Origin of the sequence: Bradyrhizobium sp., from assembly GCF_049586575.1 — a bacterium.
In the GTDB taxonomy this organism is placed as follows: Bacteria; Pseudomonadota; Alphaproteobacteria; order Rhizobiales; family Xanthobacteraceae; genus Bradyrhizobium.
In genome coordinates this window covers 1-12,904 of record NZ_JBAVCF010000374.1, presented here as the reverse complement: position 1 = coordinate 12,904, position 12,904 = coordinate 1, and the positions used below count along the sequence as shown (strand labels likewise).

The following is a 12,904-nucleotide window of genomic DNA, read 5'->3' as shown; positions in this document are numbered from 1 at the left end:
CGCCAATCGTATAGCCGGCCTGAACCACCTGAACCACGGTGCCTGACGGCACTGAAGCATCAGGAACCTCGTACATCGCCTGCTGGAAGTTCGGATTGAATTTCTCGCCCGATGGATCGAACTTCTTCACGCCGTTCTTCTCCAGCGCATTGAGCAGGGCCCGCTCGGTCAATTCGACGCCTTCGATCAAGGTCTTCAGCATCGGATCGGCCAGTTCCCGCGTTTCCACCGGAATCGCATCGAGCGCACGCTGCAGGCTATCGGCAATGTCGAGCACGTCGCGGGCGAAGCCGGTAATTCCGTAGACTTTGGCGTCGGCAACCTCGCGCCGGGTGCGCTGACGGAGATTCTCCATCTCGGCCAGCGTGCGTAGCGTCTTGTCGCGCGCCTCGGCCAGCTCCTTGGCGAGCGCCTCCACCGAGCCTTCTTCCGGATCGTCCGGCATGATGTAGGGCTTGGAAACCACAGGCTCGGCGTCATTCGCCGGATTGTCCTTGGGCCCGTTGGGATCGGTCATGCAACTACCTTCTCGAAATCGTTTTTTGGGTAAGTTTGGCCGGATGCTAGTGTGGCTACTCTGACGTTCCTTTCAGTGCGACCGCGCGTTCTTTGAAGGAACGTCAGCGTCAAAGCCACATTAGAATCATATGGTTGCTAGTGTCCCTGTGGTTCTGACATTCGTAAAAGTGCCCGCCGCGAAATAATACGGATGTCAGAACCGGGACACTAGCGCGGGATATCGTGCTTTAGCGGCCGAAAATCAAGCGTCCTGCTGGTGGACCGGATTTGGCGTTCGCTACCCCACTTGGCTGCAAACCTGGAAAGCGAACGTCAAATCCGAAACTCCACTAGAAACCTATATTTGCTAGTGATCCTTACCCGCCGAGCATGCGGCTGACGATCCGCGCCGCATAATCCACGGTCGGGATTACGCGGGCATAGTTGAGCCGGGTTGGTCCGATCACCCCGAGCACGCCGACGATCTTGCCTGCGCCGTCCCGGTAGGGCGCAATGATGGTGGAAGAACCCGACAGCGAAAACAGCTTGTTCTCCGATCCGATGAAAATCCGAACCCCCTCGGCGCTTTCGGCCCGGCCAAGCAGATCGATGACGCCGCGTTTGGTTTCGAGATCGTCGAACAGCAGGCGGACGCGTTCGAGATCTTCGAGCGCATGGAGGTCTTCGAGCAGATTGGCATGACCGCGCACGATCAGCTGCCGGTCCTCGTTTTCGCCGCCTGACCAGCTCGCGATCCCCGCCGCGATGACCTTTTGCGTCAACTGGTCGAGCTCGGCGCGGCCTTGCGCCAGCGCGGTTTCGAGTTCCAGACGCGATTCCGCGAGCGTTCGTCCCCTGATGCGCGCATTCAGGAAATTGGTCGCTTCGATCAACGCCGACGAAGGAACGCCCGGCGGCAAGCCCAGCACACGGTTTTCGACCTGGCCGTCTTCGCTGACCAGCACGACGAGCGCCCGCTCCGGTTCGAGGCGAACGAACTCGATGTGCTTCAGGCGCGAATTGGATTTGCCGGTCAGCACGACGGACGCGGCGCGCGTGAGACCGGAAAGCCGAGTCAACGCCTCGCCCAGCGCGGCCTCAACCGACTGCGCCTTGCCGACGGAAGCAAGCTGGGTCTGGATCGATTGCCGTTCCGCTTCGGTGAGATCGCCGACCTGCATCAGGGCATCGACAAAGAACCGCAAGCCGATTTCGGTCGGCAGCCGACCCGCCGACGTATGCGGTGCATAGATCAGTCCGAGCGCCTCGAGATCGGCCATCACATTGCGGACCGAGGCCGGCGACAGCGGAACCGCGATCAGGCGCGAGATATTACGCGAGCCAACCGGCTCACCGGTCGCGAGATAACTCTCGACGATCTGGCGGAAGATATCCCGCGAACGCTCGTTGAGCTGGGCAAGCCCCGTATGTGACGAGATCAGGCCAATCGGTTCGTGGTGAGCCAAAATCAAACTCCTGAACGGCTGCAACCCCGATTTTGTCCTCACGGGAAGCCAGTGACAAGCACGCAATGATCGCCAAAGAAAGGCCAAGGCCCTTGCCGCTACCCGATCCCGCACCTACAAGCACGCCAAGCTACTCGATTGGCTGCCGATTGGTTAAAATTGGAGGTTTTTCATGCGGCCAAGCCGCCGTGCGCCGGATGAACTGCGCGCCGTGTCGCTGGAACGCGGCGTGGTCAAATATGCCGAAGGGTCGTGCCTGGTTAAGTTCGGCGATACCCACGTCCTGGTGACGGCGACGCTGGAAGAGCGCCTGCCGCCCTGGCTCAAGGGTCAGGGTCGCGGCTGGGTGACGGCCGAATACGGCATGCTGCCGCGGGCGACGCTGGAACGCACCCGGCGCGAGGCCTCCAGCGGCAAGCAAAGCGGCCGCACCGTTGAAATCCAGCGGCTGATCGGGCGTTCGCTCCGCGCGACGCTCGACCTCGAAGCGCTTGGCGAGCGTCAGATCACGGTCGATTGCGACGTGCTGCAAGCCGATGGCGGCACGCGGACGGCTTCAATTACCGGCGCCTGGGTCGCGCTCGCCGATTGCATCGCATGGATGAAGGCGCGCAACATGATCAAGACCAACGTGCTGCGCGACCACGTCGCCGCGATCTCCTGCGGCATCTATAACGGTGCGCCGGTGCTTGATCTCGATTATGCCGAGGATTCGACGGCAGACACCGACGCCAATTTCGTCATGACTGGCGACGGGCGCATCATCGAGGTGCAGGGCACGGCCGAGAAGACGCCGTTCTCGCAAGCTGAATTCCTGGCGCTGATGGCGCTGGCGCAGAAGGGCGTTGCCAGGCTTGTCGACTTGCAAAAGATGGCGGTGGCGTAGGTTCTCTCATTTGATGGACTATTGAAGCAATGCCCCGTCGCATCAGTGGTCAGCTTGTGATCGCGACCCACAATCCCGGCAAGTTGGCCGAGATGCGTGAATTGCTGTCGCCGTACGGCGTCACCGCGATATCGGCCGGCGAACTCGGCCTCGCCGAGCCCGAAGAGACCGGCGACAGTTTTGCGGCGAACGCGAAGATCAAGGCGGTGGCCGCCGCGACGGCCGCGAAGCTGCCTGCCTTTGCCGACGATTCCGGCATCGCCGTCGACGCGCTCGACGGAGCGCCCGGAATCTATTCGGCGCGCTGGGCCGGGCCGTCGAAAGATTTCAATGCCGCGATGAGCCAGATCGAGCGGCTGCTCGCCGAACGCGGCGCGACCCAGCCTTCCAAACGCAAAGCCCACTTCGTCTCCGCGCTGTGTGTCGCCTGGCCGGACGGTCACATTGAGGAAGTCGAGGCGCGCGCCGACGGCACGCTGGTCTGGCCTCCGCGCGGCACGGCCGGCTTCGGCTACGATCCGATGTTCCTCCCCGACGGCCACGACCGCACCTTCGGCGAGATGCCTTCGATCGAAAAACACGGCCTGCCGCCGCTCGGCAAAGGGCTCTCTCACAGGGCTCGCGCCTTCGTCAAACTCGCGGAGCGCTGCCTTGACTAGTGCCAGCGAGAAAGAGGCCTTCGGCGTTTACGTGCACTGGCCGTTCTGCCTCTCGAAATGTCCCTATTGCGACTTCAACAGCCATGTCCGGCACGCCGCGATCGACGAGGATCGCTTTGCGCTCGCCTTCGCGCGCGAGATCGAAACCACGGCGAGCCGCGTCGGCGGCCGCGAGGTCACCTCGATTTTTCTCGGCGGCGGCACCCCGTCGCTGATGCAGCCAAAGACGGTTGGTGCGATCCTGGACGCCATCGGCAAGAACTGGCGCGTGGCTTCCGGCGCCGAAGTGACGCTGGAAGCCAACCCCACCAGCGTCGAGGCGACGCGCTTTGCGGGTTATCGCGCGGCCGGCGTCAACCGCGTGTCGCTCGGCGTGCAGGCGCTAGACGATGTCTCGCTGAAAACGCTCGGCCGGCTGCATTCGGCGCGCGAGGCGCTCGATGCGGTCGCGATCGCGCGGCGTTCGTTCGAGCGTTATTCCTTTGATTTGATCTACGCCCGTCCCGACCAGACCGCCGAGGCGTGGACCAGCGAGCTGACGCTCGCAATCGAGGAGGCGGCCGAGCATCTCTCGCTCTATCAATTGACGATCGAAGAGGGCACGCCGTTTTTCGGTCTGCATGCGGCCGGCAAGCTCAAGACGCCGGACGAAGCGCTGGCGCGCACGCTCTACGACGTGACGCAGGAAGTCTGCGACCGCCACGGCCTGAACGCCTATGAAATCTCCAACCACGCTCGCTCGGGCGCGGAATGCCGGCACAATCTCGTCTACTGGCGCGGCCAGGAATATGCCGGGATCGGCCCCGGCGCGCATGGCCGTCTGGATATAGATGGCACGAGGCACGCCATCTCGACCGAGAAGCGCCCCGAAGCGTGGCTGATGCGCGTGGAGGCGAGCGGACACGGCGTCGTGGTCGATGATCTCCTCAACAGCGAAGAGCGCGGCGACGAGTTTCTCCTGATGGGGCTGCGGCTAGCGGAAGGAATCGATCCCCGCCGCTATCAGGCATTATCCGGCCGGCCGCTCGATCCGCGCCGGATCGCGCTGTTGCGCGAGGAAGGCGCCATCGCCGTCGATAGCCAGGGGCGGCTTCGCGTGACGCAGACGGGTTTTCCGGTACTCGATGCCGTGGTTGCGGATCTGGCCGCCTGATCCTGTCCGCCGTCGTCCCCGCGAAGGCGGGGACCCATAACCACAGGCGTTTGAGGTTTGGCGAGCTGTGGTCACAACCCAACGTAAATAGTAAATAATTGACATCGGTGGTTATAGGTCCCGGCTCGCGCTCGCTATCGCTCGCTTGGCCGGGACGACGAAGGGATTTACGCGCCAAAGCTTCGCGGCGAGCCCGCCACCGACGTCGGGCCGCCAGAGCCAACCCGCATCACGGCAAGGCCGCGTTCATTGGTGCCTTCGGCGCGGAACCGGAACAGGCCGTCGATGCCGGCAAAGCCGGACGCGTTGAGCAACACTTCCGAGGTGAAGCGCTTGCCGCCTTGCGTGCGTGACAGCGCCGCGACCAGCGCCACGGCATCGTAGGCAAGCGTCGCGGTCCGCACCGGCTCGGCGCCGTATTTTTTGCGATAACGGGCGGCGAAAGCGCGAAAACCGGCTGGATCGGGCGCCGCGTAAAGGCCGCCTTGCATGTTCGGACTGCCGAACACCCGCGGATTGTCCCACAGGCCAGTGCCGAGCAACTGCACGTTCTTCAGATTGGCGCCGGCCGCGACCAATCCATCCGCCACCGCCACGACCGCCTCGCCATCGTCGGCGAGCAGTAGCGAATCGGCCTGGCCCAGCGCCGCCACCACGTTGCGCGTAGCTGTGGCGCGATCGGCGCCGTATTTCTCGAACGCGACGACGCGGCCGCCGCGCCTTGGCACTACCTGCTTGAAAGCGGCCTCGACCACGTTGCCGTAGGCATTTTCGGGCAGCATCGCCACGAAGGAGCGCTTGCCGGTGCCGGCGGCATATTCGACGATACGGTTGACGTCCGATTCGGGCAGGAAGCTGAGCAGATAGACGCCGCGGCTGGCCACGCTCGAATCGGTCGAAAACGCGATCACGGAAATGTTTCGCGACCGCGCCACCTGCGCGACCGCCGGCACCGAGGCGGCAAACAGCGGCCCCAGAATGATCTCCGCGCCTTCGTCGACTGCCTGCTGCGCGGCTTGCTGCGCTCCTTGCGGCGAGCCCGCGTCGTCCTTGATCAGAAGCTGAAGGTTGGGGCTAAGGAATTCCGCCAGCGCCATTTCGGACGCATTCTTCATCGACTGCGCCGCGACGCCCGCATTGCCGCCGGCCGACAGCGGCAGGATCAGCGCGACCTTGACGTTGCCATTGCCGATCGCGACCGATTGCTGCTGCGGCCCGGTGGGACCCGGCGCCGGCGGTGGCGATGACGAACTGAACGGGTTCGGAACGGAAAACTGGCTGATGCTCTGCTGGACGTTCGCGCAGGCGCCAAGCAGCGGCGCGCCCAGAATGAGCCCGAGCGCGCTCCGCCGGCTTGCTTTGGAGTCCAAAATCCCGGACTTGCCGGTGCCGGACTCCTCGGTTCCAGACGTCTCACTTCCGGAAGTCTTGATTCCGGAAGTCCTGGGTTGAAATTTGGGATCGAACGCACCCACCATCGCATCTCTTTTCTTGTCCGGCCCACAAAGGCCAGGACTTCGCCCCGCCTGAGGCATCAGGAGAGGTGGATTCAGGCATATTGTCGGCGAATAGTTAACCAAAACAAAGGGATTTTGATCTCCCGGCTTGAGGGCCAGTCGCAGATTCACCGCTTCGCCGGGCGATAAGATCCCGCCTGTTTCTGACCCATCCGTGCGCGAACCTCTCGCCGCGGTTCGCACTCTCCTTCGCCGTGCTCTAAAGTAGCATTATGCCCCCGAAAGCCGTTTCCACCAATACGCCTGACGTCTCAGAACAGCCCGCCACGCGAACCTATGCGGTCGGCGGCGAGAGGCTCGCCGCGCCAAAAGCCGCGCCCGGCCTCTATCTCGTCGCGACCCCGATCGGCAACCTCGGCGATATCACGTTACGGGCACTGGAAACGCTGGCCGGTGTCGACATCATCGCCTGCGAGGATACGCGGATCACCCGCCGCCTGACCGAGCGTTACGCCATTTCCGCGCGCCTCACACCCTATCACGAGCACAACGCCGCCGAGATGCGGCCGAAAATTCTGGCGCAGCTGGCGCAAGGCGCGTCGATCGCGCTCGTCTCCGATGCCGGCACGCCGCTGATCTCCGACCCCGGCTTCAAGCTGGTGCGCGAGGCATCGAGCGCGGGCTTTTCCGTGGTGGCGCTGCCGGGGCCTTCGTCGGTGCTGGCGGCGTTGTCGGTCGCGGCGCTGCCCACGAATCGATTTTTCTTCGAAGGCTTTCTGCCACCGAAAGCGACCGCCCGCCGCGCGCGGCTGACCGAATTGGCGCGCCTCGATGCGACACTCGTGCTGTTCGAATCCGGTAGCCGCGTTCAGGAAACGCTGGCCGATCTCGCCGCCATCATGGGCGCGCGCGATGCGGCAATCTGCCGCGAGATGACCAAGCTGCATGAAGAGATCAAGCGCAGCACCCTCGCCGGGCTGGCGCAATCGGCCGCCACGCTGGAGACGCGCGGCGAATTCGTGCTGGTGATCGGGCCGCAGGCCGAAGGCAGCCAGGCGATGACCGCGGACGAGGTGGATAACCTGCTGCGCGAGCGGCTTGCGCGTGACAGCGTCAAGGACGCAGTCGCCCATGCGGTGGAAGTTTCCGGGCGGCCGCGCCGCGAAATCTATGCCCGTGCGCTCGAACTGGCGAAGAGCGCGCATGGCGAGAACTGACAAGCCCGCCGCCAGGCCGGCCTCACCGGCACGGCTCGAAGCCTTCCGCACCGGTCTATCGGCGGAATCGCGCGCCGCCGCCGTCCTGATCGCCAAAGGCTACCGCATCCTCGCCCGGCGCTTTCGCACGCCGCATGGCGAGATCGACATCGTGGCGCGGCGGCGCAATTTACTGGCCTTTGTCGAGGTCAAGGCGCGCGAAACCCTTGATGACGCCGCTTATGCGGTGACGCCGCGCCAGCAGGCGCGCATCATTGCCGCCGCGCAGATGTGGCTGATGGCGCATCCCGAACACGAGGGATATGATCTGCGCTTCGACGCCATGCTGATTGCGCCGCGCCGTTTGCCACGTCATCTCATGGCGGCCTTCGATGCCAGCCCCTGAACATAACCGTAGAATGAATTTTGTGATACAGATTGGCCACACGGTTCGAGACGGCGCTGACGCGCCTCCTCACCATGAAGGTCTCAGTCCTCATCCTGAGGAGCGCGCGCACCCGAGCAGGCCGAGCGCTGGCGAGGCCGTCGCGAATGCTGCAAATGAAGCGCGCGTCTCGAAGGATGAAGCCCGCAGAATCACTGACACTAACGGATCCAGCCCATGAAATTGAACGTCGCCGTCCAGATGGACCCGATCGCGCGCATCAACGTCCGCGGCGATTCCACCTTCGCGCTGCTGTTGGAAGCGCAAAAGCGCGGACACGGGCTGTCCTATTACACGCCCGAGAAGCTCTCCCAGAAGGGCGAGGAGGTGGTGGCGCCGGTGCAGGTGCTTTCCGTGCGCGACGATGTCGGCGATCACTTCACCCTCGGCGAGCCCCGGCGCGAGCCGCTCTCGGCCTTCGATGTCATCCTGTTGCGGCAGGACCCGCCGTTCGATCTCGCCTACATCACCTCGACGCATCTGCTCGAGCGGCTGCATCCGAAGACGCTGGTCGTCAACGACCCGGCCGCCGTCCGCAACGCGCCGGAAAAACTGTTCGTGATGGATTTCCCGCAACTGATGCCGCCGACGCTGATCTCGCGCGATCTCGACGAGATCAACGCGTTTCGCAGCGAGTTTGGCGCCGTGGTGATGAAGCCGCTGCACGGCCATGGCGGCGCGGCGGTGTTTCGCGTCATGCCGCAGGACATGAATTTCGGCTCGCTGTTCGACATGTTCACCGTCACCTTTAGGGAGCCCTGGGTGATCCAGCGCTTCCTTCCCGAGGTGAAGCACGGCGACAAGCGCATCATCCTGGTCGACGGCGAATTCGCAGGCGCCGTCAATCGCGTGCCGGCGGCCGACGACCTGCGCTCCAACATGGTGCGCGGGGGTGCTGCAAAGGCGACCGATCTCACCGATCGCGAGCGTGAGATCTGCACCACGCTCGGGCCGGCTTTGCGCAAACGCGGACTTCTGTTCGTCGGCATCGACGTGATCGACGGCAACCTGACCGAGATCAACGTCACCTCGCCGACCGGCATCCGCGCCATCGCCAACCTTGGCGGACCTGATATCGCTGCCAAAATCTGGGACGTCATCGAAGCCAAGCGCAGCCAAAAATAGAATCGCGACCCGTCAGGCGCGGCAAGCTATCGCGCGCCGTCCGCGGACGTCATTTTCCGCACCCCGGCATTTTGCCGATCACCGCATTGCAGCCAGCCGTAAAGAGACGGCCCCGGTTGCTTCGCGGTTGCGCTAGCTTGGTGAGAGGCCGGCGCCGCCTTCCAAATGTCAAAAAGCGGTCGCAGCTTAGTCGTGATCTACCAACGAAGATCGCCGTCATAAGACGATCCATCACATCAGCAGTGGGAGGAACACGTATGACATCATATGTTTCGCGAAGGTCTCTGCTTGCGCTCGGCGCAGGTCTGACCACGTCGGCCATGTTCGGCGGCACCGCGCAGGCCAAGGCGCCGAAGCTCGGACCGGCGCCGCAGCACTTCTATCGCTTCAATGTCGGCGACGCCGAGGTGACCGTCGTCTCCGACGGCGCCCTGGATCTCGGCAATCCCAAGGGCACCTTCACCGGCGTGTCCGACGCTGAAATGAGCAAAATGCTGACCGACAACTTCCTGAATCCCGCCGATGTCGTGCTCCAGCAGAATTCTCCGATCGTCAACGTCGGCGACAAGCTGATCCTGTTCGATACGGGGATGGGCACCTCGAAAATGTTCGGCGACGCCACCGGGCGCCAGCAGAAGAGCATGAAGGAAGCCAGCATCAGGGCGGAAGATATCGACGCCGTGGTGTTTTCGCACGGCCATATCGACCATATCGGCGGCGTGGTGGGCCAGGATGGCAAGAACCTCTTCCCCAACGCGCAATTCTACATCGCCGAAAGCGACTTCAATTACTGGACCGATTACGACAAGGCGGGCCCGAAGCTGAAGGATTTCGTCGACCACGCCAAGAAGAACCTGATGCCGGTGCGCGACCGCCTCGTGTTCTACAAGGACGACCAGGAATTCCTGCCGGGCGTTCACGCGTTGGCAGCGCCCGGTCACACCGTCGGCCACACCATCTTCGTGATCTCGTCGGGCGGGAAGCAGTTCTGCTACACCGCCGACCTTACCCACCATCCGATCCTGTTGATGGAAAAGCCGCGGATGGAGTTTTCGTTCGACACCGATCCCAAGCAGGCGGCCAACAGCCGCGTGAAGATGCTCGACATGCTGGCGTCGAACAAGATCCCGATCCTCGCCTATCACTATGCGTGGCCCGGCATCGGCCACGTCGCCAAGACCGCCGAGGGGTTCCACTACGTGCCCGAGGCGATGGAGCTTTAAGACGACGGGAGATTCCGGGGTCGGCTTCAGGCCAGCCCCGGAAATTTTATTTGAGGTTGGTCATCGCCGTCAGGTCGGCCGAGAGCTTGACGATGCCGGCCGCACCGCACCAGTTCGAGCCTGCGCCGCCGGGATTGATCGGCGTGACATTCGCCGTTCCGGCAGCATTGAAGGCGCTGGTGAATGCGTTGCAATTGCCCTTCGAAAGGTCGCTGTCGGAATAGCGAATATCCAGCGTGAATGTCTTGTAGGTAAAGCCGATACCGACGTTCCATGTGTTGTAGCTCGGGTAGGGAATGCCGGCCGCGAAATGACCGAGGACGCTATCGACGCCGTAGAACGCGTCCGTCGTCCCAAACCATTGCCGGCCGAATTCGCCGGACACGTACATTCCGACGCCGCTTTTGCCGAACGTCGTGCTGGGCGCGGTGTACCGGCCGGTGATCGAGGCGTAATTGCCCCAGGCGCCGGAGTTCAGGAAATTCGGCGAGTAGTACTCGTTGATGCCGACCTGCCAATTGTCGTTGAGGGTGTAATTGGCCTTGCCATAGGCTTCGAAGAAACTGACGTCCTTTTTCATGACGTTGCCGTTGCCGAGAAAGACGGTGCCGGTACCGACCGCACAAACATTGCCGCCGGGAACGCCAGCGGTCAGCACGTTGTCGGCGCAGCTTCCACCCGGATAAAGGTATCCCCAGACTCCGAAATCGAGGGCGAAGGCGCCGAAGATCGGCCGAATGCCGCCATAGACATCGACTTCCGCCGCGGCGCGGTTGGCAAAGGAAATGCTCTCCGAGGAACTGCCGACATAGAGCTGCAGATCCTTGTTGATGTTGTATCGCGGCTCGAAATAGGCGGCGACCGACGGCTGGTGGTTGGACTGGGTGACGCCACGAAAGATGTAGTCGTTCATGACCGCCCCGCCAAAAGCGACATCCCAGGGGTCGAACGGTGCGGGCGCGGGCGCCTTCACCGGCAAGTCCGCGGCCAATGCCGGCCCCGTCATCGCCAGCAGCGTAGCGAATCCAACCAACTTCTTCATGAATGGCTCCATTTTGAATCGGCCGTCCGAGCGAGGTGACGGTGATCCGAATTCGTTACTTCGTTGCGTTTGGAGGAAGATCGCTCAGGAGACCGAGAATGCGTTGCCCAGCGGCGAACTCGGATGCACGGCCTCTTCCTTGATATCCGCGAGCAAGGTTCGGCCGATCGGAGAGCCGGCGATTTGGGTGTTCATCAGGAGCACGCCGGCCGCGCCCAGGATGGTCGTGAGCGAGGTTCGCCATTGACCGCGAAATCCGGGATCGGAAACGCCTTCCGCGATCGCCAAAACCCCATCTCACCGAGACGAGGACCACCGGCATCAGATAGCAAAGCCACACCAGATTGGGCGGAAGCACTGGCTGCAGCGCGATCAGCGCGGGCGTTACCGCCGCCACCGCAAGTGGGGCAAAGACGATGGTGCGCGCGCCGACACGCATGTCCGGCAACTGATAGCTCATGGAGCCCCCGATCTGTTGTCGGGATTTATGGCTCGGCGGGCTATATAAAATCTATTCTTTCGGGACCAAAAAGATATAAACGCGCGCTTCCCGCGACGCGTGGATCGCAAGGTCCGCGCGGCGCCATGGCGCTATTTGGACGCCGCGTTCAGCCGTTCCGCCAATTCGTTGTCCAGCTCCGGCAACAGCACGATGCCGTCCTGATCGCTGCCGGAGGAATGCACGACGATCCAGGTGCAGGGCTTGCCGCTTTCGTTGCGCGGCGCGTGGGGAATGTTGGCGGCGCAAAAGCACTGCTCGCCCTGTTTCACGTCGACGCGCTTTTCGAGGTGATCGCCGTAATAGACCGCGCATTCGCCTTCGAGCATGTAGGCAATCGTCTCGATATCCTTGTGGTAATGCGCCTTGGCGACCGCGCCCGGCGGCATCGGCATGACGTTCATGCAGATCTTTTCCGCGCCGACGGTCTCCTTGGACGCACCCGCGCCATAGGTGATGCCTTGTTTGCCGAAATAAGTCTGGCCCGGCTTGATCAAAGCGAAGCCGTCAGGTGGTGAAGCCGACATCCTGCCCTCCGCTTGGATCTGATAACCCCAGCGTGTTATTGGCCGCGTTATACTCGCTTACCCAAGCTGCCAATTATCCTGTCGAGAAGCCAAACCTCAATGCCAAAGTCGTGGCCATCCAGAAGCTGCTTGGCAGCCTCCAGAGCCCCCTCGTCACTATCGGCCTCGACGGGTTTGTAGGAGTCCACTTTGTCGTCTTTATCGATCAGATATGCGCGATAGATCGGCATGATTCCCTCCGCGTGGGATAACGCCCCGGAGGGGAACCGAAAGAGCATGGAGCCATTCGCAAACCGGTGGAACCCGGATCGCCGATGCTGAGCCACAGATATAAGGCATTGAATATTATATTTTTTTAGAAGATCGGTGATCTCGCCCCGCGCATATTCCTTGCGACCATGGTTCACCGTGTCATGGCTCATGAAGTGCGCACCAAATTGTTTGTACCAGGCGCGTTCATCCGTATTGATGATCGTTTCGGCCTTGACGTTCTCGCGGACAATCTTGGTGATCTCGTTGATAATCCCCTGCATTCCCGTAACAGGCGCTGAGCGCTGAGACTTCTACGGGCCACCTGATTTATGTTCACCTAATGTTCTTGATTGGGTGTCCGCCTTCCGCTACCCTCTGACGCGGAGGGGGCATCCATGGTCCAGCGGGTTTCAACCGTCGCGTTTGAGGGCATCGAGGCGCGCGCCGTCGACGTGCAGGTGCAGGTCGCGCCCGGC

At 62.6% G+C, this 12,904-nt stretch carries 14 protein-coding genes; 7 read left to right on the top strand and 7 right to left on the bottom strand.

The window, feature by feature from the left end; genetic code table 11:
* Together grpE and hrcA are read right to left on the bottom strand one after the other, a co-directional pair.
* Positions 1-517, bottom strand: a 517-nt coding sequence (gene grpE, locus WB528_RS14770; RefSeq protein ID WP_423889157.1) for a nucleotide exchange factor GrpE, incomplete at its 3' end; no start/stop codon positions are given.
* Positions 518-875: 358 nt separating this feature from the next.
* Positions 876-1,964 carry a heat-inducible transcriptional repressor HrcA gene (hrcA, locus tag WB528_RS14765; protein ID WP_423889156.1) on the bottom strand — a complete coding sequence of 363 codons (1,089 nt, stop codon included), beginning with the start codon at positions 1,962-1,964 and terminating at the stop codon, positions 876-878.
* Positions 1,965-2,136: 172 nt separating this feature from the next.
* On the opposite strand from hrcA, the gene rph reads away from it, so the two are divergent.
* From rph to hemW, 3 genes are read left to right on the top strand one after another with little or no spacing between them, the layout of a single operon-like run.
* Positions 2,137-2,850 (top strand): ribonuclease PH, encoded by a 714-nt coding sequence (gene rph / locus WB528_RS14760; RefSeq protein ID WP_423889155.1) that lies wholly within the window; start codon positions 2,137-2,139, stop codon positions 2,848-2,850.
* A gap of 29 nt (positions 2,851-2,879) precedes the next feature.
* Positions 2,880-3,509: an RdgB/HAM1 family non-canonical purine NTP pyrophosphatase gene (gene rdgB / locus WB528_RS14755; RefSeq protein ID WP_423889154.1), complete on the top strand. Its 630-nt coding sequence runs from the start codon at positions 2,880-2,882 to the stop codon at positions 3,507-3,509.
* On the top strand, positions 3,502-4,662 hold the full coding sequence (hemW, locus tag WB528_RS14750; protein ID WP_423889153.1) for a radical SAM family heme chaperone HemW: 1,161 nt from the start codon (positions 3,502-3,504) through the stop codon (positions 4,660-4,662). Before rdgB ends, hemW begins: the two co-directional genes overlap by 8 nt.
* 167 nt (positions 4,663-4,829) lie before the next feature.
* On the opposite strand, the gene WB528_RS14745 is transcribed toward hemW, so the two are convergent.
* Positions 4,830-6,140 carry a penicillin-binding protein activator gene (locus WB528_RS14745; protein ID WP_423889152.1) on the bottom strand — a complete coding sequence of 437 codons (1,311 nt, stop codon included), beginning with the start codon at positions 6,138-6,140 and terminating at the stop codon, positions 4,830-4,832.
* 251 nt (positions 6,141-6,391) lie between these two features.
* Here WB528_RS14745 and rsmI point away from each other — a divergent pair, with 251 nt between their 5' ends.
* From rsmI to WB528_RS14725, 4 genes are all read left to right on the top strand, one after another.
* Entirely contained in the window at positions 6,392-7,336 is a 945-nt protein-coding gene (gene rsmI / locus WB528_RS14740) for a 16S rRNA (cytidine(1402)-2'-O)-methyltransferase (protein WP_423889151.1), read from the top strand.
* Entirely contained in the window at positions 7,323-7,721 is a 399-nt protein-coding gene (locus WB528_RS14735; protein WP_423889150.1) for a YraN family protein, read from the top strand. The genes rsmI and WB528_RS14735 overlap by 14 nt, the downstream gene beginning before the upstream one ends.
* Positions 7,722-7,937: 216 nt before the next feature.
* Positions 7,938-8,885, top strand: coding sequence for a glutathione synthase (gene gshB, locus WB528_RS14730; protein WP_423889149.1), 948 nt, complete (start codon positions 7,938-7,940; stop codon positions 8,883-8,885).
* 257 nt (positions 8,886-9,142) lie between these two features.
* Positions 9,143-10,108, top strand: coding sequence for an MBL fold metallo-hydrolase (locus tag WB528_RS14725; RefSeq protein ID WP_423889148.1), 966 nt, complete (start codon positions 9,143-9,145; stop codon positions 10,106-10,108).
* A 46-nt stretch (positions 10,109-10,154) separates the two neighbouring features.
* Here the strand turns inward: WB528_RS14725 and WB528_RS14720 are convergent, their stop codons facing one another.
* The 4 genes from WB528_RS14720 to WB528_RS14705 all read right to left on the bottom strand — a co-directional run bounded on the left by WB528_RS14720 (position 10,155) and on the right by WB528_RS14705 (position 12,709).
* Positions 10,155-11,150 (bottom strand): TorF family putative porin, encoded by a 996-nt coding sequence (locus WB528_RS14720; RefSeq protein ID WP_423889147.1) that lies wholly within the window; start codon positions 11,148-11,150, stop codon positions 10,155-10,157.
* Positions 11,151-11,234: 84 nt separating this feature from the next.
* A complete protein-coding gene (locus WB528_RS14715; protein ID WP_423889146.1) occupies positions 11,235-11,438 on the bottom strand; it encodes a hypothetical protein in 204 nt (67 codons plus the stop codon).
* 303 nt (positions 11,439-11,741) lie between these two features.
* Positions 11,742-12,176, bottom strand: coding sequence for a cupin domain-containing protein (locus WB528_RS14710; protein ID WP_423889145.1), 435 nt, complete (start codon positions 12,174-12,176; stop codon positions 11,742-11,744).
* Positions 12,177-12,223: 47 nt separating this feature from the next.
* Positions 12,224-12,709, bottom strand: a complete 486-nt coding sequence (locus tag WB528_RS14705) for a transposase (RefSeq protein ID WP_423889144.1) — start codon at positions 12,707-12,709, stop codon at positions 12,224-12,226.
* Between the last annotated feature and the right edge of the window lie 195 nt (positions 12,710-12,904).

Bases quoted from the DNA above. Each gene is read 5' to 3' on its own strand.
- rph (WP_423889155.1), top strand. From the start codon at position 2,137: ATGCGGCCAAGCCGCCGTGCGCCGGATGAACTGCGCGCCGTGTCGCTG.
- rdgB (WP_423889154.1), top strand. From the start codon at position 2,880: ATGCCCCGTCGCATCAGTGGTCAGCTTGTGATCGCGACCCACAATCCC.
- WB528_RS14745 (WP_423889152.1), bottom strand. From the start codon at position 6,140: ATGGTGGGTGCGTTCGATCCCAAATTTCAACCCAGGACTTCCGGAATC.
- rsmI (WP_423889151.1), top strand. From the start codon at position 6,392: ATGCCCCCGAAAGCCGTTTCCACCAATACGCCTGACGTCTCAGAACAG.
- WB528_RS14735 (WP_423889150.1), top strand. From the start codon at position 7,323: ATGGCGAGAACTGACAAGCCCGCCGCCAGGCCGGCCTCACCGGCACGG.
- gshB (WP_423889149.1), top strand. From the start codon at position 7,938: ATGAAATTGAACGTCGCCGTCCAGATGGACCCGATCGCGCGCATCAAC.
- WB528_RS14725 (WP_423889148.1), top strand. From the start codon at position 9,143: ATGACATCATATGTTTCGCGAAGGTCTCTGCTTGCGCTCGGCGCAGGT.
- WB528_RS14720 (WP_423889147.1), bottom strand. From the start codon at position 11,150: ATGAAGAAGTTGGTTGGATTCGCTACGCTGCTGGCGATGACGGGGCCG.
- WB528_RS14710 (WP_423889145.1), bottom strand. From the start codon at position 12,176: ATGTCGGCTTCACCACCTGACGGCTTCGCTTTGATCAAGCCGGGCCAG.
- WB528_RS14705 (WP_423889144.1), bottom strand. From the start codon at position 12,709: ATGCAGGGGATTATCAACGAGATCACCAAGATTGTCCGCGAGAACGTC.